Below are 22,542 nucleotides of genomic sequence, written 5' to 3'. Positions count from 1 at the left end.
AAATGAAATATATTTCCTACATATTAATCGGAATTTTCGTTTTAATTTTTACTTCTTGCCAAAACAATATTAAAGAAGTTCAGAAAATTAATCGAGCCGCTTTTGCTCCAATGGGAGAAGCTGATTCGGTTAACTTAAAATACACCGATTCTGGAAGGATTACCGCCATTTTAAAAAGTCCAAAAATGCTCGATTTTGGCAACGTGGCTTTTCCTTACCAAGAATTTCCAAAAGGCGTGGATGTTACCATTTACGATGCGGCTCAAAAACGAACTTTTGTGCGTTCAGATTATGCAATTTCTTTCAAAGGAACCAATATTATAGATTTGCAAGGCAATGTAAAAGTAACTTCGGAAGATGGTAAAATGCTTGAAACTACGCAGTTATATTACGACCAAAAACGAGAATGGTTTTTTACCGAAAAAAAATGCAAACTCACGCTTGGCGAAGGCAATATTTTTTACACCAAAGGATTTGATGCCAGTCGCGACTTAAAAGACATTAGTGGTCAAACTTTCTTCGGGGAAGGCCAAGCAGACGATTTTTAAAAAAAATAATTTAATAAAAATGTACAAATACATCCCTTACTTTTATTTGTTAGCAGCAATACTTTTTGCGGTTGACGGTTTTACGAATTTAAATAGCCAAGAACGTACACCTTGGTTGAGTTTTTTCTTTGCAGCATTGGCATTGTTCATGTTTTTCTTCAGAAGAAGTTATGCCAAAAAGTTTGACCAGCATAAAAAAAAACAATCCTTCTAACCAGAAATAATTTATAATATTTTCGCAAGTACAATCAAAAAAAATTCACTTTACAGCAAAATATAACTTTACTGCTTTTATTATTAAGTAGATAATTGTATTTTCGCCCTCTGAATTTAAAAAGTAACATTATAAAATGGCAGTTTTATCGAAAATCCGACAAAGATCGCTTCTCCTTATTGTGGTGATTGGTTTTTGTTTATTAGCATTTGTGATTGGAGACCTTATTCAAGGAGGCGGTTTTCAAAGCACTCCTAAATATGTAGGAACCATTAATGGCGAAGATATTTCGTTTGAAGATTTTAGAACAAAAGTTGATGCGGCAGAAAGAAGCCAACAAGGCATGTCGAACACTCAAGCTGTAAGTAGTGTTTGGGATCAATTAGTTTCTGTAGCTCTCTTAAACGAGCAATTTGAAAAATTAGGCATTCAAGTGGGTGAAAATCAAATTTTAGAAATGCTGAAACAAAATCCTCAAATTGGTCAAAATCCACAGTTTCAAAATGCTGCAGGACAATTTGATGCTGACAAATTCAAAGCTTTTTTTCAAGCAGATCCGCAAATGGCGGCTCAATTAGTTGAAATGGAAAAACAAGCAGAATTAAGTGCAAAATCTCAAATTTACAGCACTCTAATCCGTTCTGGTTTTTACACTACTGATGCTGAAGCAAAATTACAACACCGTTTAGAAACTGAAAAAGTTTCATTCAACTACGTGGCTTACGCTTTCTCTAATATTAAAGATAGCGAAGTTCCGGTTTCTGATGATGAAATCGTAGCTTACATGAGAAAAAACGAAAAAAGATATAAAGCTGAAGAGTCAAGAAGTTTAGAATACGTTTTGATCGAAGACAAACCGTCAACAGAAGATGAAAACGAAGTGAAAAAAACCTTAACAGATTTGATGAACCAAAGAGTGGTATTCAATGAAACAACAGGTAAAAATGATACGGTTGCAGGTTTTAACTCAACATCGAATGTAGTAGAATTTGTAAATGCAAATTCAGATATTAAGTATGATTCTACTTATATCACCAAATCAAAACTTCCAGCTCAATATGCTGACAATCTATACAACTTACAAACCGGACAAACTTTTGGCCCTTATGTTTACAATGGTTATTATGCTGTGAGTAAATCTATGGGAAAAAGAGCTGGAGCAAGCGCAAAAGCGGCTCATATTTTAGTTGCTTATGCTGGTGGAAAAGCACCAAACCCTGCCATTACCAGAACTAAAGAAGAAGCGCAAGCAAAAGCAAACGATTTATTGGCACAAGTTCAAGCAAATCCTGCTGCTTTTGGAGGTTTAGCTGCCGCAAATTCTGATGATCCAGGTTCTGCTCAAAATGGTGGAGAATATGACAACATCGTTCCTGGACAAATGGTTCCGGCTTTTGATAGCTTCGTGTTCAATAAACCAATTGGTTCGTTAGGTGTTGTGGAAACTGAATTTGGTTACCACGTCATTAAAGTAATCGATAAGCAAGATGCGATTCGATTGGCAACTGTTGCTTTGAGAATTGAACCATCTGAAAAAACTAGTGACGATATTTTTACAAAAGCTACCAAGTTTGAAATGGAAGCGGCTGAAAAAGATTTTGCAGCTACAGCAAAAGCAATGGGACTTTCTGTTGCACCAGCGGTTAACGTAAAAGCTTTTGATGATAATTTTGCAAGTTTCAGTAACCAACGTCAGGTAGTTCGTTGGGCTTTTGACAAAGAAACTGCTGCAGGAGACGTGAAAAAATTCAATGTTCCGGGTGGAAACTTAATTGTGAAAATGAAAAAAGTAAACGAAGAAGGATTACTTCCTGTTTCGGATGCAAGACCTTCAATTGAGCCTATTTTGAAAAACCAGAAAAAAGCTGAAAAAATTAAAAGCATCATGAAAGGAAGCACTTTAGAGCAAGTAGCAACCGCTTCAAAAATGACAGTTCAAACAGCGACTGATGTAACCGTTGCAGTTCCAAACCTTTCTGGTGTTGGTTTCGAACCAAAAGTGGTAGCTACAGCTATTGCTACAGCACCAAACAAAGTTTCGCAATTAATCGAAGGAAGAAGTGGTGTTTTTATGGTAAAAACTACTGCTGTAACCAAAGCGCCTGCTGCAACTGATTTGTCAGCTCAAAAACAAAAATTACAAGGTCAAGGAAATGTATCGATGAACAAAATCTTGCCTTCACTTAAAGATAATGCTGATATTGAAGACAACAGATTAAAATTCGGTTACTAAAATTAAATTCATCTCATAAAAAATCCCGGTTCTACGTGAATCGGGATTTTTTTTTTGGTTGAAATTTTATAAGATAATTCCCGAGTAAGGAAGGACAGTCGTATAACCTTTTCCCTTAAAATATTCCGTTGGATTTTCTTCGGAAATGGCCAAAACAAAATCTCCTCCCCAAGCCCCCAAACTTTTTACAACGCCTTTGAAATCGCCAAATAATTGTTGTTGCATGGTTGGTGTTTCTAAAATTGGGGACATCATTTCATCATATTGTTGAAGTAATTTGGCAAAGGTAACGCTGTCTTTTGCTGAAACGAGTTGTTTTGCAATATCCGCTGTTGCCTGCAATATGGTTTCGGAAATTTGTGTGTTATTTTTTTTGTATGCGGCAATGGCTTGCTTACTATTTTGTTTTTGATTTAAATAAACAAAAAATATTTTTGATGTAAAATCCGGCCGAAAATCAACCGTTTTTACCACAGGCTTTTTGTTCTCAATTTTATAAAAAATAGCCGAATTATTTTGTGCATTGGCAATGTCATAACCGCTTCCACCAAAGCTTTTTTGCAGCAATTCAAATGCATCAATTTTAAACCAAGCAGCAATGTTGTTAATCAAAGTGGAAGAAGTTCCCAAACCCCAATTTCGTGGAAAAGTTAACTGGGTTTCTACTGTAAAGCCTTTATTTTTCTCAAATATTTTTGCGTTAAGCAAATGCGCTTCGTGCAAAATTTTTAATAAAGTGTCCGTAACCGGATTTTCTTTTTTTTGATTTGAAAAAATATCAGCAACAGTAAAAGCATCTTCAAACCAAATACTTCCGTCATGGTCGTAACTTTTCCAGAAAATTCTATTTTCGGTTGAAGGATTAACGGTTAAAGATTGTCCAAATTTCGTAGGAAGCGAAAACGCTGTTCCACCGTCGAGAACCAAATATTCCCCGGAAATTAAAAGTTTTCCGTTGCTGTAAAAAGTTTGCTTCAAAGCCTAAATTTTTGCTTTTCTCAAATGACCTACATATTCTACGACCGCTGCATGAGTTACCGCTTTTTCTCGAAAATGATCCAAAATTAAGATGCGTTCAGTTTCATTCGCTTGTAGCTGATTGATGATATTTCCAAGGTGCATTTTCATATGTCCTTCCTGAATTCCGTTAGTGGTAAGCGAACGTAAAGCGGCAAAATTTTGTGCCAAACCAGCAGCTGCCACAATTTGCATCAATTCTTTAGCTGAAGGATTTTCCAGCATTTGCAAATTAAATTTTACCAACGGATGCAAACTTGTCAATCCGCCAACTGTTCCCAACGCCAGCGGAATTTCCATCCAAAAAGAAAAAATTCCATTTTCAATTTTGGCATGAGAAAGACTCGAATATTTTCCACCTTTTGCGGCATAAGCATGGATTCCGGCTTCGATGGCGCGAAAATCATTTCCTGTAGCTAAAACCACAGCATCAATTCCGTTCATGATGCCTTTATTGTGGGTTACTGCACGATAAGTTTCCACTTCAGCAATGTTTACCGCAGTCACAAATTTTTCGGCAAATTCCTGCGGATTTGCGATGGTTTTGTCAGCCAATTCTTCAACCGGGCAAGAAACTTCGGCACGAACTAAACAGTTTGGCACGTAATTCGACAAAATGCTCATAACCACGGTCATGTTTTTTTCTTCTTCCGAAAATAATTTGTAGGAAAATGCTTCGGATTTTAGGGTTTTGGCAAATTGTTCCAAACAAGAATTGATGAAATTTGCCCCCATGGAATCTTTGGTTTCAAACGTGGCATGAAGCTGAAAATAACCTTCAATTTCAGCTGTTTTATCCCGAAGTTCGAGGTTTAAAATGCCGCCGCCACGCTTTTGCATATTTCTTGTAATGGCTTCAGTTTCGGTAAAAAAGTGGTGTTTTTTTTCTTCAAAAAAGGATTGCAGTTTTTCTTTTTCGCCTTTAAAAATAAAATGTACCTGACCAATTTTTTCGGTACCGATTATGGTTGTTTTGAATCCGCCACGAGTGGACCAAAATTTTGCCGCATTTGCCGCTGCTGCAACCACTGAACTTTCTTCGATAGCCATTGGAATAGTGTAAAATTTTTCGTTAATTAAAAAATTTGGCGCAATTCCTAATGGCAAATAAAAGTTGGTAATCGTATTTTCGATAAAATCGTCGTGAAGTTGTTGCAGTTTTACATCTTTATTCCAATAATTGGTAAGCAACGAAACGGCTTGTTCCGGATTAGAAAAATATTGATTGGCAATCCAGCTGATTTTTTCGGCTTTGGAAAATTTAGAAAAACCGGAAACAGAATTATTCATTTTTTATTGAAATTAATCCTGCAAAGATACGTTTTTCGCCATGGCTTCACATCAAAACTCATTTTAGAATTATTGGTTTATGCATTTAACAATAAAAATTACGTTTAATTGTAAATTTTTCACTAAAATTGACAGTTTTTTTACCTCTATAAAATATGAAGAATTCCGGCAAAGTAGTTTTGATGTTTTTATTGATGAGCATCTCAACTGTTGCACAGCAAAAAATTTCCCTCGAACAAATTTGGAGTGGCGCTTTTAGAACGCAAGGAATGGATGAACTCCAGTCACTTAAGAATGCCAATCATTACACGGTTTTGAATTTTGACCGAAGTTCAAGAAGCATGCAGATTGAGTTGTATGACTTTGCCACGCTTAAAAAAATCGCAACTTTAATTGATACTAAAAATCATCAAAATCTACCGATGATTGACAGTTATAGCTTTAATAAAGACGAAACGAAAATTTTGCTGGCTTGTAATTCCACGCCTATTTTTAGAAGATCGTTTTTAGCTGACTACTTTCTGTATGATTTAAAAACAAAAGAACTGACTAAACTTTTCGACTTCCAGGTGCAAGAACCGGTTTTTTCTTCGGATGGAAAAAAGATTGCTTACGCAAAAGACAATAATTTATTTGTGTATGATATTGCTAATAAAAAATCCATCGCAATCACAAGTGATGGAAAGAAAAATGCCATTATTAACGGAATCACGGATTGGGTTTACGAAGAAGAATTTGCTTTTGTTCGTGCCTTTGACTGGAATGCTTCGGGCGATAAAATTGCTTATATAAGATTTGATGAAACTCAAGTTCCAGAGTTTTCCATGGATGTTTATGGCAAAAATTTATATCCGTCGCAACACGTTTTTAAATATCCTAAAGCTGGCGAAAAAAATGCCGAAGTGTCCTTGCATATTTACGATTTGAAAAATAATTCGACCCAAAAAATTCAATTGAACTATCAGGATTTTTATATTCCGAGGATTAAGTGGACCAATGATGCCAATGTTTTAAGTGCTCAAATCATCAATCGCCATCAAAATAATCTGGATTTGATTTTTGTGGATGGCAATTCGGGGCAACCCAAAGTCATTTTGAATGAAAAAGACAAAGCATACATTGATATTACCGATAATTTGACTTTTTTACAAGACAATAGTTTTATTTGGACAAGTGAAAAAGACGGTTTTAACCACATCTACCATTATGACAAATCCGGAAAGCTAAAAAATCAAGTAACCAAAGGCAATTGGGAAGTGACCCATTATTATGGTTTCAACGAAAAAAACCAAACGATTTATTACCAATCGGTTGAAAATGGTTCGATTAACCGAGATGTTTACAGCGTCAATTTAAACGGAAAAAATAAAAAGCGCCTAACGGATAAAACCGGAACAAACGCGGCAACTTTTAGTCCGAATTTTGATTTTTTCATCAATGCGTATTCAAGCGCTAGTGTTCCGCCGGTTTATACTTTGAACAATAGCCAAACCGGGCAAGTTGTGCAACCGATACAAGATAATCAATCGTTGCTGAACAAATTGAAAAGTTATAATTTGCCAGCAAAAGAATTTTTCGAAATAAAAACTGAAAAAGGCCATCAACTAAACGCTTGGATGATTAAGCCGAAAAATTTTGATGCCAATAAAAAATATCCGGTATTGATGTTTCAATATTCAGGTCCGGGTTCGCAAGAAGTGGCCAATCAATGGCTTGATATTAACGATATGTGGTATATGATGTTAGCGCAAGAAGGTTATATTGTGGCTTGTGTGGATGGACGAGGAACCGGTTTTAAAGGATCCGACTTTAAAAAAGTGACGTATAAAGATTTAGGAAAATTAGAGGTTGAAGACCAAATTGACGCGGCAAAAGTTTTCCAAAAATACAATTATGTGGATGCTTCCCGAATTGGAATTTGGGGCTGGAGTTACGGCGGATTCATGTCGTCTAACTGTATTTTGAAAGGAAATGATGTTTTTAAAATGGCAATTGCAGTGGCTCCGGTGACGAATTGGCGCTTTTATGATTCGGTTTACACCGAAAGATTTTTGCAAACACCACAAGAAAATCCTTCAGGTTATGACGAAAATTCGCCTATAAACCACGTTGACAAATTGAAAGGAAAATATTTGTTGATTCACGGAACTGCTGATGACAACGTTCATGTACAAAATACCATGTTGATGATTGAAGCTTTGGTGCAAGCCAATAAACAATTTGATTGGGCCATTTATCCCGACAAAAATCACGGCATTTACGGCGGAAAAACCCGTTTGCAACTTTACACAAAAATGACAAACTTTATTAAAGAAAATTTATAGAAATGAATACAACTTCAATAGAACAAGATAATTTTTTCGGACATCCTAAAGGTTTATTTATCCTATTTTTCACCGAAATGTGGGAACGATTTTCTTTTTACGGAATGAAAGCCTTATTGATTTTTTATCTCACAAAGTACCATCTTTTTTCTGATGCTTCGGGAAATTTACTCATCGGAAGTTACGCGGCTTTAGTTTATGCCGTTCCTGTAATTGGTGGATTTATTGCTGATAAATATTTGGGCTTTAGAAAAGCAATTATTTTCGGTGGAATTATGCTGGTTTTAGGGCATTTGGGAATGGCGTATGAAGGAAATGCTGCTACGCAATCCATGACGGGAGAAATCATAAGGGATAATTTTGCGCTTCAAGTTTTTTACTTTTCGTTGTCATTAATCATTGTTGGTGTTGGATTTTTAAAAGCAAACATTTCCTCATTGGTTGGAGAATTGTACGAATTTGGAGACAAAAGGCGAGATTCAGGATTTACTATTTTTTACATGGGAATCAATCTTGGGTCATTTTTAGCGACTATTATTTGTGCGTGGTTAGGAGAAAAATACGGATGGAGTTACGGTTTCGGAGCTGCAGGAATCGGAATGTTTTTCGGATTGATTACCTTCATCGCAGGGAAAAGATTTTTGAAAGGAAAAGGCGAGTCGAAAGTACCAGAATTATTGGCCAAAACTACTTTTGGAATTAAAAATGAATGGTTGATTTATGTAGCAAGTGCTTTGTCCGCTATCTTTTTTTGGCAAATGGTTCAAAGTCACGAAGCAGTATCTTGGATCTTAAAAATTGCAGGTGGATTTTCGTTTTTATACATCGTGTATTATGCTGTCACACAATTAACGGGCAAAGAAAGAGATCAATTGGTGGCGTTGACAATTTTAATTGTATTTACGATAGTTTTTTGGGCATTATTTGAACAAGCCTACACATCTCTAAATCTTTTTGCCGACAGAATTCTCGACAGAAATATTTTTGGAGTAGAATTAACCGCCGGACAATTTTTAAGTTTTAATGCTTTATTCATTATTTTATTAGCGCCTGTTTTTGCTTGGTTATGGGTGAAATTAGGAAAATATAATCCTAATACTGCTGTAAAATTTTCACTTGCTTTAATGCTGGTTGGACTAGGATTTGGCTCATTAGTGTTAGGAATTAATGTCTCTGATACTGGTAAAGTTGCCGCTGTTTGGTTAATCCTAACTTATTTCTTACATACTTGTGGAGAATTAAGTTTGTCACCAGTTGGCTTATCCGCAGTGACAAAACTTTCGCCGGCAAAAATCGTTGGTTTCATGATGGGAGTTTGGTTTTTGGCCACCGCAAGTTCAGAATTTATTGCGTCGGTATTGGCAAACATTGCTTCAATAGACACTTCAAGCGGAACAGCTCCAGATTTAAATACGGCAAAATTGAGCTATCTGAAATTATTTGAATATTTATTTTACACCGGAATCGGGTTTGGCGTATTGTTGCTTATAATTTCGCCAATTATCAAAAAATTAATGCATGGCGTTGACAAAGAATTGAATAACTAAATTCTATATTTGTCTTGCTAAAATAACATATAAAAAAGCGACTTCCGAGTCGCTTTTTATGATAAATTAAAATCATATTATTAAAAATGTCTGATAAAAAAACCTCCATTTTTTCTACCATTAATTCTTTCAACAAAACATTTTGGTTAGCCAGTTTCATGGAACTCATGGAACGTTGGGCTTGGTACGGAATTTTTACTTTATTCGGACTTTATTTAGTAGGTTCCACAGATGAAGGCGGATTAGGTTTTAACCACATCCAAAAAGGAAATATTATGGCAAACGTTACAGCTATTTTATATTTTCTCCCTATATTTTTTGGGGTAATTGCCGATAGAATTGGTTACAAATTGTCGCTTGTCATTGCTTACATCATCATGATTGTGGGTTATTATTTCATGGGTGAAGTCAACACTTATTGGAGCATGTATATGATTTTTCTTTTGGTGGCAATTGGAGCAGCGTTTTTTAAACCGGTTGCTTCCGCTATTGTAGCCAGAAATACGGATGAAACCACCGGAACAATGGGTTTTGGAATTTTTTATATGATGGTAAACATTGGTGGTTTTGTGGGACCTTGGTGTTCTTCTTATTTAAGGACTGAATTTGGCTGGAAAATTATTTTTATTCAAGCCGCCATCGTTATTGGAATTAATTTGCTCATGGTTTTAATTTTTTATAAAGAACCAGAGGTTGAAAAAAAACACAAGGAACCAATTTTAAAGGAAATTAAAGTTTCCCTTCTAAATATTGTCGAAGCGTTAAAAGACAAACGTTTAACCATCTTATTGATTTTAATGATTGGTTTCTGGACGATGTTTAACCAACTTTTTTACACCTTGCCAAATTTTATTGAAGATTGGGTAAACTCTGCCCAAATAAGTAATTGGATTAATCAAAATCTTCCGTTTTTAGGCAAAACACTAACACAAGACGGGCAAGTGAAACCTGAATGGTTTACCAACATCGATGCATTGATGATTATTTTGTTTCAAGTTTCCGTGTCATTTTTTGTCATCAAAATGCGACACATTAACGCCATCATCCGAGGATCGATTATTGCCACAATTGGAGTTTCGCTTACATTTTTTACCCACAATGTTTGGTTTACCGTTATTGGAACCATGATTTTTGCCATTGGAGAAATGATGTCGAGTCCAACACTTTCGTCATTTATTGCTTTGATTACGCCAAAAGGAAAAGAAGGTTTGTACCAAGGAACTTATTTTTTACCAGTTGCTGCCGGAAACTTTTTTACAGGTTTTATTGCAGGAGATTTGTACCAAAAATGGTCGGATAAATTATCATTGCTTCAAACAGAATTAGGCAAAAGAAACATCGCAATGCCAGAAGTGGTAAGCAAAGAAGAATTTATTGAACAAGGTTCAAAAGCTTTAAACCTTTCGATATCTGATTTTGAAAAACAATTTCATTTGAAAGACGCCAATCTTGACTACGCTACAATCGGAGAAAATTTTAAAACCGTTGCAGCTCAAAAAGGTATTGATGTATCTGGCATTCAAACGCCATTTTCAAAAAGCGAATATTTTGCGTTAGCAGAACAAAAACTCAACCTTAATCATTGGCAAATGACTGATATGCTGTGGGAAAATTACCAACCGAACAAAATTTGGTTTGTCGTTTGTGCGGTAGGATTAGTGTCAATTGTGTCCTTAATTATTTACGACAGATTTGTGGTAAGACCGCTTGAGAAAAAGTCTGCCGCGCTCTAATTTCAGTAGTTAAAAAAAAATTAATATCTTTCGCAACCAAAAAATAATATAATGAGTCAAAATTCAACAGACCAGTTTTTTAAAAGCACCGTTCTCGGGCATCCTTCGGGACTATTCGTTTTATTTTTTACCGAAATGTGGGAACGCTTTTCATTCTACGGAATGCGAGCCTTGCTTGTAATGTTTTTCACATCCACAGCTTTAAACGGCGGTTGGGATTGGTCTCGTGAACAAGCCATGGCATTGTTCGGGTCCTATGTAGGTTTGGTTTATTTGTCAACCATGTTAGGCGGATATTTTGCCGATAAAGTAATTGGATACCGTTATGCCGTTTTAGTTGGAGCGTTATTAATGACTTTAGGTCACGGGTCGATGGCTTTAGAAACACCGTTTTTTATCTATGCTGGATTAATTTTGTTAGTTTTCGGAAATGGATTTTTCAAACCAAACATGACTTCTATTGTATCAGAAATGTACAAAGATCGACCAGAGAAAAAAGACGGAGCTTACACCATTTTCTACATGGGAGTAAACTCTGGAGCATTTTTCGGAATTGTACTTTGCGGCTATTTAGGTGAACAAGTAGGATGGAGCTGGGGCTTCGGGCTTGCCGGAATTTTCATGCTTTTTGGATTAATTCAATTTTGGCTTTCGCAAAATATTTTCGGAGACATTGGTTTAAAACCTGTTAAAAAAGAAGTATTAACCACAGATGAAGACAACGATAAATTAAATCCTTTCCCGGTTTGGCAATTGGCTTTAATCGGATTGATGACATTTTTAGGTTTGGTTTGGATTATTTTTGAACCTGCTAAATTAATTTCAAATGGATCTGTTGACATCTTCAATTTTGAAGTAGCAGGACTTTCCGGAAATAATTTCACCATTTTAATTGCCATCGTATTATTTTTATTTTTATTGATTTATCGAATTTTAAATTATTCGCAAATCACTAAAGAGAAAATGATTGCAGTTTCTTTTTTCGCATTTTTGACGATTTTCTTTTGGGCGATTTTTGAACAATCTCCAGGAACGTTAACCATTTTTGCTAACGATTATACCGATAGAATTTTACAAGGAAACGCCGGAACAATTTTTAAAGTGGTAAATGCTTCCATCACAATTGTTCCTTTGGCAATCATTACTTGGGTTTTGATTTTATTGTTTAAGCAAACTTTTGCAAAATATTCTGTAGCAAATTTAGTATTAGCAACGAGTTTTGTGATCATTTGGGGAATTGCGATTTGGATGTTAAAAAACCAATTTTCACAAGAGTCTCTTGAGGTTCCAGCTTCTTGGTTTTCTTCTTTAAACTCACTTTACATTATTGCTTTGGCACCATTATTTTCTAAATGGTGGGAAAGCAAATACAATCCTTCGGCAAATATGAAATACGCTTTGGGAATGGTATTTTTAGCCATCGGAATGATTACCGTTGCCATTGGTTCTGACGGAATTTTACCAGGAGCAAAAACGGCATCGGTAAGCATGGTTTACCTGATTTTGGTTTACCTTTTTGTAACTATGGCAGAGCTTTGTATTTCGCCAGTTGGACTTTCTTACGTAAGTAAATTGGTACCGCCAAGAATGATTGCAATGATGTTCGGGATTTGGTATTTGGCTGTTGCAATTGGTATGAAAGGTGCGGCAAAATTTGGAGAAAATATTGATAAAATTGCAGACGAAAAAGGCTTGAGCTATTTCTTCTGGATGTTGGCCATTATTTCGTTGGTTGTTGCCGTAATTTCTTTTATCATGTCGCCAATCATCAAAAAATTAATGCACGGCGTTCGATAAAAAACGGCACTATATTTGAATACAACACAATCAAAATTATATCAAAATGAAAAAATTAATAGTATTATTTTTTATCGCTATCGGAAGTTTGGCTTCTGTGCAAGCACAAGAAATTAAGTGGATGACTTTAGATCAGGCTTTGGCAGCTCAAAAAAAGAAAGCCAAACCAATTTTCATGGACGTTTACACAGATTGGTGTGGACCATGCAAAATGTTGGATAAAAATACTTTCCAAACTAAAGAAGTTGCCGATTACATCAATGCTAATTATTATGCAGTAAAATTTAATGGCGAAGGAAATTCTGAAGTAACTTACAAAGGCACAAAATACGGTAATCCTAAATATGATGCTAACCGTAAAGGTAGAAATGCCGTACACGATTTTACCATTTTCTTAAAAGTGCAAGGATACCCTTCCATGTACATTTTTGACAAAAAAGGAGAATTGAAAGCGCCAATTGTAGGGTATCACACAGCAGAACAACTATTGCCTTTGCTAAAAGTATAATAATTTATTCCACAATAGTATAGAATCCCTTTTCATAAATTGAGTGAAAAGGGATTTTTGCTTTTTCACAGGTTTGCGATAATCGTTCTACAAAATTTTTGTAATTGCTCGCATCAGCAATCACCACTTTAGGTTTCGTAGTAGCCAGGATTCTTTCGAAGTTTAATTTTGGCGAATGCGAAACTATTAAAATATCCGATTTAATTAATCCTGAAGCAACAGAAGTACTGTCTAAAACCAAAATTTTTTGGTGTTGCGAAAACACCACATTTTTAAATTTTTCGTAAGATTTTATCTTTGAAACCGTAGCAATGGTGTAAGGTTTTATGGCAAAATTTAAACTCTTCTCATTCACAGAATCCCGACTTTTAATCGTTACTTCCGAACCATTATTCTCAGCCAAAATTAGATTTTTTCGATCGCTGAAAACAATAGTTTCGTTTTTATTTTTACTGTCGAAAACCGTAAATAGACAAACGATTTGAAACACGAAAATGGATGTCATTGCAGTCGCCATGTTTTTAAACGAATGTTTTTGAATCCAAAAACCAATTGCAAAAACTACAAAAACAGAAGCAAAAAGCATTATCAGATTAAAGTGAATTTCTTTGAATAAAAAGGTATCAACCGAAGCAATAAGGTGAATAATTTTGTTCATCCACAATATGGAAGTTTCTAAAATAAGAGAAAGTGGGTTCCAGATTAAATCGAAAAAGGCCAAAATCATTACGAACAATCCTAATCCCATGATAAAACCGATTATTGGAAGAATGACCAAATTGGTTACTAAAAATAATCCTGGAAACTGATGGAAATAATACAAGCAAAAAGGCAATGTTCCCAACTGAGCTGCAAATGAAACCGTAATAATTTGGTAAAAATATTTCACGATTTTATTTTCGGGTTGCCAAAAGGTATCAAATTTTGGTTGTAACCAAGCGATAAAAAAAAGCGCGCTATAACTTAATTGAAACCCAACATCTACCAAGAATGAAGGCTTAAAAAGTAAAATTAGCAGCATCGAAACTAGAAGCGTGTGCAACAAATTAGTTTTTCGGATAGAAAATTGTCCAACTGCAACAAAGCTAAACATTACCACAGATCTTACCACAGACGGTGAAAAACCTGCAATCAAAGCAAAAATCCATAAGAAACCGATTACGAAAAGTAGTCGGAAAAAGTGATAGAAACGAGTATTGGGTAAAGGCTTTAGTATAAATGTGATAATCAACATCAAGCAACCCACATGCAATCCCGAAACCGATAGAATGTGAACTGCTCCTGCAAATTGATAATCTTGTAGAATTTCTTTTGAAATTTCTTGTTGTTGGCCTAAAATTAAGGCTGACAAAACCGCAAGGGCATCTGGGTTGAAACCTGACTTTCTTAGATTGTTAATGATTTTTGCACGAAAGTTGGCGGCGTAAAAATAAAAGTCTCTTTTCGTTTCGCCGGTATTAATCAAAAATGTTTCTTCCAAGAAAATTTGTCCGGAAATCGATTTGTTTTGCAAATAATTTCCATAATCAAATTGATAAGGATTGGTGGTTTTTCGATGTGGCAGAAATTTTCCAACCGCAAAAAATTCATCGCCAATTTTTATTTCTTTGGAAGGGCGATTAATAGTTAGTAACAATTTTCCTTCAGTTTGGATTTTGCCAACCTGAACTGCTTCGGTCACAAAACGAGATCCAGAAACAGAATTTTTCAACTGCTCTCGAATCCGCAATTTAAAAACCTGCTTTTCATCTTTTACAAAATGCGAAAAATGATTTTGGTAAAAATGTTCCGAGTGAATAGAAAAAGCAGAAAATCCGAATATAAAAAATGTGAAACCAGCAGCGATTCCGTAAAGATGCGGAATGCTGTATTTTCTGTTCAAGAGAAAAACTAATGATAATAAAATGACCGAAATTCCTGCAAAATTTAGTGATTTTTCAGGCGATGGCGTTGTAAAAAATGCGGCAGATAATCCGAGAATAAAACAAACTGTAATTCTCGCTAACGGAAATTTCAGTACTTTCATAAATCGAAAATACTGAAAATCTGTTAATTATGTATTTTTTTGAAGAAAATTATTGTTGTAAAACCCGATTCACTTGCGCAAATGCTCTTTTGTAATATGATTCGCTTGTTGAAGAAACAATCACACCACGAGAGGAAGAAGAGTGAATAAATTTAATCTCGTCTCCAATTTTTTCAACAACCAATCCAACATGGTTGATTACTTTTCTGCCGTTGGTTCTAAAGAAAATTAAATCACCTTTTTTCACGTCGTCATGTTCCACTTTTTCACCTACAAGCGCCATGTCATGTGAACTTCTAGGTAATTTAATGTCAAATAAATTAAAGACTGCCGTAACCATTCCGGAGCAATCCATTCCCGCTTTTGTAGTTCCGCCACCTCTGTATCTAACGCCTAAAAATTCCATGGCGTTGTTAATTAATTGCATAGAAAGGTAACTATCTGTTGGCGATGCAAACATCAAATCGTTGTCTTCTGTTTCCACAACAGCGATGTTTTTCTTGGCGTTTTTTGTAGTTTTTGAAGCTTTTTTCTCAAGAGTTGCTGCAACAGGTTTGTTCACCATCGCTGGTTTGTCTGCCTCAATAGTAGGTTTTTTTTCATCAGAAGGTTTTTCGTAGATACCTTTTTTAACTGCTTCTTTTTTTGAAGTAACAATTTTTTGTGAAAATCCAGCTGTAGTTGCTAGAACCAACATTGGGATTAAGAAAAGGACTTTTTTTACAGACATATTTTATTTTTTATTTTTCAGCTGAACAATTTGGGACATTCAACTTTAGATTTATTAATAAAATTCCGGAGAATTATTTTTTTGCTCTTATAGAGAATTCACTTTTTTAATTATGTAATAACGTACGTTTGGAAACATTATTATATTTAAACGCTCAAATATAATACAATTTCCATTCCAAGAGTAAAAAAAAAATTAAAAAATTGCAAAAGTTGCTTTTTTTCAAAGCAATGTGGTATTGAGAATAATCTGTTTAATCACCTGAAAGTCTTGGTGTTAAAAGGATTGTTTATTTTTTTAAGGCAAAAGTATTTTCAATTATCAATTTTGCTGTTTTTTCGCTGGCTCCTTTGCCTCCTAATTTTTTTTCGAGCAAATTATATTTTTCAAGCAAAATTTTTCGGTGGTTTTCATCAAGAATTTTTTTCAATTCTGCTTTAATATTTTTGGAATTAAATTCATCCTGAATTAACTCTGTTACCACCTCTTCGTCCATGATTAAATTTACCAAAGAAATATATTTGAGCGTGATAATGCGTTTCGCAATTTGGTACGAAATCCAATTTCCTTTGTAACAAACCACTTCAGGAACTTTAAAAAGAGCGGTTTCAAGCGTTGCCGTTCCAGAAGTAACCAGTGCTGCCGTGGCAATTGAAAGCAAATCATAGGTTCGGTTTGAAATAAATTTTACATTTTCATTTTTTAAAAATGGTTTGTAAAATTCAAATTCCTGACTTGGAGCTCCTGCAATGACAAACTGATGTTCCGGAAAATCTTTCACCACAGAAAGCATTCCTTCCAGCATTTTTGAAATTTCTTGTTTCCTACTTCCTGGTAATAGTGCCACGATTGGTCGTTCGTCTAAACTAAATTCTTTACGAAGTAAATCTTCATTTTTTTGCTCCCGATTTTGGATCGCGTCAATCAACGGATGTCCAACAAATGTTACCGGAAAGCCATGTTTTTTTTCGTAAAAATCTTTTTCAAAAGGCAAAATTACGTACATAAAGTCAATATCACGTTTAATCGCCTTGATTCTATTCTCTTTCCAAGCCCAAATTTGTGGTGAAATATAATAATGTGTCACCATATTTAGGTCTTTGGCCCATTTTGCAATTCGCATATTAAAACCAGGATAATCGATAAAAATTATCGCATCCGGCTTAAATTTTAAAATATCTTCTTTACAAAATTTGATATTATTCAAAATCGTTTTTAAGTTCATCACCACCTCGGCAAAGCCCATGAATGCTAACTCCCGATAATGTTTTACCAAAGTTCCTCCTACATTTTGCATTAAATCACCACCCCAAAATCGCATTTCGGCATTGGGTTCTTGCTTAAAAATTTGCTTCATCAAATTTGCACCGTGCAAATCGCCCGAAGCTTCACCGGCAATGATGTAATATTTCATCTAACAATATTTTAAGAATTTAATTTCCAACTATTTAGTGACTGAATCGCATGATGTGCCGTTAAGTCAAATTGCACTGGAACCACCGAAACAAAACCGTTTTTTAAAGCCCATTCGTCAGTATCATCGCCATTATCCAAGTTTACAAATTTTCCCGAAAGCCAGTAATAATCGCGTCCCATCGGCGATTTTCGCTTGTCAAATTTTTCTTCCCACATCGCTTTCGCCTGACGACAAACTTTAATGCCTTTGATTTCTTTTTCGGGAAGGTTGGGCAAATTTACATTCAAAATTACCCCTTCTGGCAAACCATTTTCTAAAACTTTTTGTGCAATTTTTTTTACAAATTTTTTAGTGGATTCAAAATTTGCATTCCAGTCATAATCCAAAAGCGAAAAGCCAATCGCCGGAATTCCCTCAATACCCGCTTCAACCGCGGCACTCATCGTGCCCGAATAAATCACATTAATCGACGAATTACTCCCGTGGTTAATCCCCGAAACACACAAATCAGGTTTGCGTTTTAATACCTCGTTTACTGCAAATTTTACGCAATCTACTGGCGTTCCTGAACATGAAAATTCTTCTTTCACACCTTCGTGTAAGTTCGTTTTATTCAAAAAAAGTGTACTATTGATTGTAATGGCGTGTCCTGTGCCACTTTGCGGACTATCAGGAGCCACCACCACCACATCGCCCAAATCTTTCATCACCTCAATCAACGCTTTAATTCCCGGTGCCGAAACCCCATCGTCGTTCGTTACTAAAATCAGTGGTTTTTTTTTTGTCATCATATTATATTTTAGGAGCAATTTCCCACTTTCCGCTTCTCCCGAAACTTCGGGGCAGGAATAAAGCCAAGGTTACCGAGAAAAATTTTGCTCAGCTTCGCAAAAATACTTATTTTAAAATTTTCGACACTCGTAAAAATATATAACTTTGACCAAACCTTTCCATTGCCCGAAAATCGTGCCGGTAGAGGTTTAACAAAAAATTATGCGCCGGAAAAATTAGTGGCACAGTTTTTATTGTAATTTAGGAAATTATTTTACGATTGTCTCAATCAGATGAATGCTATTATGAGATTTATGAAAAGAAATTATAAGGTTTTAATCATTGTGGTAGCACTTTGTGCAGCCCTTTGGAGTTTTGTTCCCAAAGAAATATATGCTTCTTCAGAACCAGATCCTGAAAAAGACAGATTGCTAATCGAGTTACTCACTTTTGTAATTGAAAAAGGACATTATGATCCAGCAACAATAGACGATGATTTTTCAAAAGCGGTTTATAAAAATTACATGGAAGCCATTGATCCGTCAAAAAGATTTTTTTTACAATCTGACATCGATGAATTTGCTAAATACCAAACTGTAATTGACGATCAAATCAATGCGAGAGACCTTTCGTTTTTTTACCTTACGCATGAACGTCTGGTGCAACGCATTGGCGAAAGCCAAAAATATTACAAAGATATTTTGAGCAAACCGTTTGATTATACCAAAAATGAAACTATCAATACGGATTATGAAAAACATGCTTACGCCAAAAATACGGCCGAATTAAGAGAACGTTGGTACAAACAAATTAAGCTGTCAACGCTTTCTTCGCTTACCAATAAATTAGAAATCCAAGAAGGAAAAGATGTGAGCGATAACGTTGATGACTTAGACGAGCAAACTTTTGAACTCAATAAAAAAGCGGAAGACATCAAGAAAAAACTTGAAAAAGAGAAAGCCGAAGTAGAGAACAAATCGTTTGAAGTTTTGGAGAAAGAAACGCGTGAAAGCCAAATGAAATCTTTAGACGAATTTTTTGGTTTCATGACAGAATTAAACCGTGACGATTATTTTTCGGTTTATATAAATTCGATTGCGTCACAATTTGATCCGCATACTTCCTATTTTGCACCAGATGACAAGGAACGTTTTGATGTTTCGATGAGTGGAAAATTAGAAGGAATTGGCGCACGATTACAGAAAAAAAATGATTTTACCGAAATCAGCGAACTCATTTCGGGAGGTCCAGCTTGGAGAGGAAAAGAATTAGAACCTGGTGACGTGGTATTAAAAGTTGCACAAGGTTCGGCAGAAGCTGTGGATGTTGTGGGAATGCGATTAGACGATGTGGTGAAAAAAATCAAAGGACCAAAAGGGACTGAAGTTCGTTTAACTGTTAAAAAAACTGACGGAACCATCAAAATCATTTCTATCATTAGAGATGAAGTGGAAATTGAAGAAACTTATGCACGTTCGAGCATCGTAGAGAAAAACGGAAAAAAATACGGCATTATTTATTTGCCAAAATTTTACATTGATTTCGAAAACAAAGACAGTAGAGACGCTGCCAAAGATATTGCACTAGAAGTGAGCCGAATGAAAGAAGCAGGTGTTCACGGAATTGTGATGGATGTTAGAGATAATGGCGGAGGTTCGTTAAAAACGGTTGTGGATATCGCTGGACTTTTTATAGAAAAGGGACCTATTGTACAAATCAAATCCGCAGGTACAAAGAAAGAAATTTTATCAGACAAAGACTCGCGCATTCAATATGATGGACCTTTGGTAGTAATGGTAAACGGATTTTCGGCTTCTGCTTCTGAAATTTTAGCAGCTGCAATTCAAGATTACCGTAGAGGTGTGATTATTGGAAGTTCACAAACTTATGGAAAAGGAACGGTGCAAAATGTGATTGACTTGAACCAATTTATCAGAGGAAATTCCTACGGGAATTTAGGTGCTTTAAAAACGACTACGCAAAAATTTTATAGAATTAATGGCGGTTCAACACAATTAAATGGTGTAAGTAGTGATGTGGCACTTCCAGACAGATATTCCTATTTAAAGATGGGGGAACGCGACATTGATAATGCGATGAAATGGGACAAAATTGATCCGGCAGATTATAAAGTTTGGGACAAGCAAAACAATCTTGATTATGCTATTGAACGAAGTAAAAAAAGAATGGAACAAAATCCGCAATTCGCCTTAATTGAAGAAAATGCCCAATGGATTAAAAAGCGTCAGGACGAAAATGATTTTAGCTTAAACATTGATAAATTTAGAGCAGAACAAATTGCTTTAGAAGAAAAAGCCAAAAAATACAAAGCGATTTCTAAATACAATAACCAACTGAAATTTTCATCTTTGCCTTATGAAAATGAGTTAATTAAAAACGATAACTTGCTGAAAGAGAAACGTGATCGTTGGCATGAAACACTTTCTAAAGATGTTTATGTGGAAGAAGCATTGAATGTTTTAGACGACCTTCAAGGAAATTCTCCGCAAAAGGGAACAGTTAATGTGAAAAAAAAGGATAAATTAGTGCGGTCTTAAAAATTTAACGCATTAATGAGTACAAACTCACAATCATTACATCAGATAGCGCTCCAAAAATTTAAGAAAAATTTTTGGGGCGTTTTCAGTTTGGCATTCATTTTTTTAATGTTGGTCGTAGCAATTTTTGCTTACATTTTAGCACCAGATTCCAGCGAAAATGCCAATTGGGGCGATTTGACCATTCGCTCAAAATCACCGGGATTTTCTGTTCAAATGCTCAAAATTCCTTTGCCTGATGCACCACAAAAATCTTTTTCTGATTATTTTTTTGGCGAAGAAATGCAGTACAGCAAAACCCCAATTTCAAGCTATAAAATTGAAGGCAATCGGCTCATTTATACTTTGTATAGTGATGATGCTTCGGTAAATATTGAAAAAGAAATTACGTTACAATCTTTCCCCGAAAGTAAATCGTTAGAAGAAGTAGCTTCGAAACAAATTTCTACAGAAACTTTTCTTTTAGGAACCGATAAAGCCGGACGGGATTATCTCAGTCGAATGTTAGTTGGCTCGAGAGTTTCCATTTCTATTGGTTTTGTAGCCGTTTTTATTTCACTGATTGTAGGTATATTTTTTGGCGCAATTGGCGGATATTTTGGTGGAAAAATTGATGCTTTTGTTATGTGGTTGGTCAATATCATTTGGTCAATCCCAACCTTATTATTGGTTATTGCCATCACTTTAAGTTTAGGAAAAGGATTTTGGCAAGTGTTTGTAGCCGTTGGTTTGACTATGTGGGTGGAAGTGGCGAGAGTGGTTCGCGGGCAAATAATTTCGGTGAAAGAAATGCAATTTGTCACGGCTGCAAGAGCTTTGGGTTACAATGATTTGAGAATTATTATACATCACATTTTACCCAATATCATGGCTCCTGTAATTGTGATTTCGGCGGCAAATTTTGCCTCAGCCATTTTAGTAGAAAGTGGATTGAGTTTTTTAGGATTAGGTGCTCAACCGCCAGTTCCAAGTTGGGGTGGTATGATTAAAGATTATTACGGCGATATTATTTTAGACAAACCATATCTCGCTATGGTTCCCGGAATTGCCATTATGTTGATTACGCTTGCATTTATGATGGTTGGAAATGCGTTGCGAGATGCTTTGGATGTGAAGAGTTAGGGAAAAGAAAAAAGGACTTTCATTTATGAAAGTCCCGATTTTTTTGTTACATACGATGAAATATTAATCTATTTTGAGTAATACACACTCTGAAATATTAACTCGAAGGTTAAAGTTTTCTTTATTTACATTAGGATCATCAATTTTGTAAGTTTCTCCATTTCCATAAAGAATCATATGGATAGCAGGATTACCATTGATATTAATTCTCCTAAGCGTTAGTTTACCTGAGGCTTCGCGAATTGGGTCTCTAAGTCCCAGAACCATTCTCTTTTCTTGCGGTTCACAATCTAAACACAACGGAAATGATGCATTATTTATTGGAGTGCCACCCCTAATATTATGATTCCATTTGTTTGGTAAATCGAAATCAAGGTTTGCAAGCGTATTTACAATTGTAACGCCGTTTTCAGCATATTTATATTCGCCAATAAGAATATCTTGGTAAATACTCCCTAAGTTAACCCTTGTGTATCTCCTGAGAACAATTGCCAGTTCTTTGCCGTTTTCGGCATAACGCCAAGTTCCTATATAAAGTATTTGACTATTATTTGTGTCTTTAAGATAAGCACCAATCGGTGGAGTTGAGCCATCGAGCGATTCTATCGGAATAATGGGATTCTGTCCGAATGAAAATGCGTAGAGAAAGAATGAATATGTGAGAAACATTTTTTTCATACCAATTTAAAAGCCACTTTTATTAGCGA

General features: G+C 35.4%; 17 protein-coding genes. 10 read left to right on the top strand and 7 right to left on the bottom strand.

Features of this window, described 5'->3' with window-relative positions; all coding sequences use genetic code 11:
- The first annotated feature begins 2 nt into the window (after positions 1 to 2).
- The 3 genes from lptC (at position 3) to GV828_RS05170 (ending at position 2,995) form a co-directional block, all read left to right on the top strand.
- Positions 3 to 548 (top strand): LPS export ABC transporter periplasmic protein LptC, encoded by a 546-nt coding sequence (gene lptC / locus GV828_RS05180; RefSeq protein WP_166536419.1) that lies wholly within the window; start codon positions 3 to 5, stop codon positions 546 to 548.
- Between the two features lie 19 nt (positions 549 to 567).
- Entirely contained in the window at positions 568 to 762 is a 195-nt protein-coding gene (locus GV828_RS05175) for a hypothetical protein (RefSeq protein ID WP_208103144.1), read from the top strand.
- A 136-nt stretch (positions 763 to 898) separates the two neighbouring features.
- A complete protein-coding gene (locus GV828_RS05170) occupies positions 899 to 2,995 on the top strand; it encodes a peptidylprolyl isomerase (RefSeq protein ID WP_166536418.1) in 2,097 nt (698 codons plus the stop codon).
- Between the two features lie 66 nt (positions 2,996 to 3,061).
- Here GV828_RS05170 and GV828_RS05165 read toward each other — a convergent pair whose 3' ends face one another.
- Entirely contained in the window at positions 3,062 to 3,973 is a 912-nt protein-coding gene (locus GV828_RS05165) for a GYDIA family GHMP kinase (RefSeq protein ID WP_166536417.1), read from the bottom strand.
- Between the two features lie 3 nt (positions 3,974 to 3,976).
- Complete coding sequence (locus GV828_RS05160; RefSeq protein ID WP_166536416.1) at positions 3,977 to 5,302, bottom strand: hydroxymethylglutaryl-CoA reductase, degradative; 1,326 nt, start codon at positions 5,300 to 5,302, stop codon at positions 3,977 to 3,979.
- A 155-nt stretch (positions 5,303 to 5,457) separates the two neighbouring features.
- Here GV828_RS05160 and GV828_RS05155 point away from each other — a divergent pair, with 155 nt between their 5' ends.
- From GV828_RS05155 to GV828_RS05135, 5 genes are all read left to right on the top strand, one after another.
- Positions 5,458 to 7,626: a S9 family peptidase gene (locus GV828_RS05155; RefSeq protein ID WP_166536415.1), complete on the top strand. Its 2,169-nt coding sequence runs from the start codon at positions 5,458 to 5,460 to the stop codon at positions 7,624 to 7,626.
- Between the two features lie 2 nt (positions 7,627 to 7,628).
- Positions 7,629 to 9,173 carry a peptide MFS transporter gene (locus tag GV828_RS05150; protein WP_166536414.1) on the top strand — a complete coding sequence of 515 codons (1,545 nt, stop codon included), beginning with the start codon at positions 7,629 to 7,631 and terminating at the stop codon, positions 9,171 to 9,173.
- Between the two features lie 86 nt (positions 9,174 to 9,259).
- The gene (locus tag GV828_RS05145) at positions 9,260 to 10,906 is read left to right on the top strand and encodes an MFS transporter (RefSeq protein WP_166536413.1); all 1,647 of its coding nucleotides are present in this window, start codon (positions 9,260 to 9,262) and stop codon (positions 10,904 to 10,906) included.
- Positions 10,907 to 10,957: 51 nt separating this feature from the next.
- Positions 10,958 to 12,703, top strand: coding sequence for a peptide MFS transporter (locus GV828_RS05140; RefSeq protein ID WP_166536412.1), 1,746 nt, complete (start codon positions 10,958 to 10,960; stop codon positions 12,701 to 12,703).
- A gap of 46 nt (positions 12,704 to 12,749) precedes the next feature.
- Positions 12,750 to 13,211 carry a thioredoxin family protein gene (locus GV828_RS05135; protein ID WP_166536411.1) on the top strand — a complete coding sequence of 154 codons (462 nt, stop codon included), beginning with the start codon at positions 12,750 to 12,752 and terminating at the stop codon, positions 13,209 to 13,211.
- A 4-nt stretch (positions 13,212 to 13,215) separates the two neighbouring features.
- Here GV828_RS05135 and GV828_RS05130 read toward each other — a convergent pair whose 3' ends face one another.
- The 4 genes from GV828_RS05130 to surE form a co-directional block, all read right to left on the bottom strand.
- Entirely contained in the window at positions 13,216 to 15,237 is a 2,022-nt protein-coding gene (locus tag GV828_RS05130; RefSeq protein ID WP_166536410.1) for a ComEC/Rec2 family competence protein, read from the bottom strand.
- Positions 15,238 to 15,286: 49 nt separating this feature from the next.
- Positions 15,287 to 15,967: a C40 family peptidase gene (locus tag GV828_RS05125; protein WP_166536409.1), complete on the bottom strand. Its 681-nt coding sequence runs from the start codon at positions 15,965 to 15,967 to the stop codon at positions 15,287 to 15,289.
- A gap of 289 nt (positions 15,968 to 16,256) precedes the next feature.
- Entirely contained in the window at positions 16,257 to 17,381 is a 1,125-nt protein-coding gene (gene lpxB, locus GV828_RS05120) for a lipid-A-disaccharide synthase (protein WP_166536408.1), read from the bottom strand.
- Between the two features lie 11 nt (positions 17,382 to 17,392).
- Positions 17,393 to 18,172: a 5'/3'-nucleotidase SurE gene (gene surE / locus GV828_RS05115; RefSeq protein WP_166536547.1), complete on the bottom strand. Its 780-nt coding sequence runs from the start codon at positions 18,170 to 18,172 to the stop codon at positions 17,393 to 17,395.
- A 276-nt stretch (positions 18,173 to 18,448) separates the two neighbouring features.
- Here surE and GV828_RS05110 point away from each other — a divergent pair, with 276 nt between their 5' ends.
- Both GV828_RS05110 and GV828_RS05105 read left to right on the top strand, forming a co-directional pair.
- A complete protein-coding gene (locus tag GV828_RS05110) occupies positions 18,449 to 20,713 on the top strand; it encodes a carboxy terminal-processing peptidase (protein ID WP_166536407.1) in 2,265 nt (754 codons plus the stop codon).
- A gap of 15 nt (positions 20,714 to 20,728) precedes the next feature.
- Positions 20,729 to 21,835, top strand: coding sequence for an ABC transporter permease (locus GV828_RS05105; RefSeq protein WP_166536406.1), 1,107 nt, complete (start codon positions 20,729 to 20,731; stop codon positions 21,833 to 21,835).
- Positions 21,836 to 21,898: 63 nt separating this feature from the next.
- Here GV828_RS05105 and GV828_RS05100 read toward each other — a convergent pair whose 3' ends face one another.
- The gene (locus tag GV828_RS05100; protein WP_166536405.1) at positions 21,899 to 22,513 is read right to left on the bottom strand and encodes a DUF6705 family protein; all 615 of its coding nucleotides are present in this window, start codon (positions 22,511 to 22,513) and stop codon (positions 21,899 to 21,901) included.
- Positions 22,514 to 22,542 lie beyond the last annotated feature (29 nt).

The sequence above is a fragment of the Flavobacterium ichthyis genome (assembly GCF_009915155.1).
In the GTDB taxonomy this organism is placed as follows: Bacteria; Bacteroidota; Bacteroidia; order Flavobacteriales; family Flavobacteriaceae; genus Flavobacterium; species Flavobacterium ichthyis.
Note: the sequence above shows the minus strand (reverse complement) of the source record. Positions and strands in the feature narration are given on the sequence as shown.

Excerpts from the sequence above, each read along its gene's own strand:
- lptC (WP_166536419.1), top strand. The coding sequence starts at position 3 with ATGAAATATATTTCCTACATATTAATCGGAATTTTCGTTTTAATTTTT.
- GV828_RS05175 (WP_208103144.1), top strand. The coding sequence starts at position 568 with ATGTACAAATACATCCCTTACTTTTATTTGTTAGCAGCAATACTTTTT.
- GV828_RS05170 (WP_166536418.1), top strand. The coding sequence starts at position 899 with ATGGCAGTTTTATCGAAAATCCGACAAAGATCGCTTCTCCTTATTGTG.
- GV828_RS05160 (WP_166536416.1), bottom strand. The coding sequence starts at position 5,302 with ATGAATAATTCTGTTTCCGGTTTTTCTAAATTTTCCAAAGCCGAAAAA.
- GV828_RS05155 (WP_166536415.1), top strand. The coding sequence starts at position 5,458 with ATGAAGAATTCCGGCAAAGTAGTTTTGATGTTTTTATTGATGAGCATC.
- GV828_RS05150 (WP_166536414.1), top strand. The coding sequence starts at position 7,629 with ATGAATACAACTTCAATAGAACAAGATAATTTTTTCGGACATCCTAAA.
- GV828_RS05145 (WP_166536413.1), top strand. The coding sequence starts at position 9,260 with ATGTCTGATAAAAAAACCTCCATTTTTTCTACCATTAATTCTTTCAAC.
- GV828_RS05140 (WP_166536412.1), top strand. The coding sequence starts at position 10,958 with ATGAGTCAAAATTCAACAGACCAGTTTTTTAAAAGCACCGTTCTCGGG.
- GV828_RS05135 (WP_166536411.1), top strand. The coding sequence starts at position 12,750 with ATGAAAAAATTAATAGTATTATTTTTTATCGCTATCGGAAGTTTGGCT.
- GV828_RS05130 (WP_166536410.1), bottom strand. The coding sequence starts at position 15,237 with ATGAAAGTACTGAAATTTCCGTTAGCGAGAATTACAGTTTGTTTTATT.
- GV828_RS05125 (WP_166536409.1), bottom strand. The coding sequence starts at position 15,967 with ATGTCTGTAAAAAAAGTCCTTTTCTTAATCCCAATGTTGGTTCTAGCA.
- lpxB (WP_166536408.1), bottom strand. The coding sequence starts at position 17,381 with ATGAAATATTACATCATTGCCGGTGAAGCTTCGGGCGATTTGCACGGT.
- surE (WP_166536547.1), bottom strand. The coding sequence starts at position 18,172 with ATGACAAAAAAAAAACCACTGATTTTAGTAACGAACGACGATGGGGTT.
- GV828_RS05110 (WP_166536407.1), top strand. The coding sequence starts at position 18,449 with ATGAATGCTATTATGAGATTTATGAAAAGAAATTATAAGGTTTTAATC.
- GV828_RS05105 (WP_166536406.1), top strand. The coding sequence starts at position 20,729 with ATGAGTACAAACTCACAATCATTACATCAGATAGCGCTCCAAAAATTT.
- GV828_RS05100 (WP_166536405.1), bottom strand. The coding sequence starts at position 22,513 with ATGAAAAAAATGTTTCTCACATATTCATTCTTTCTCTACGCATTTTCA.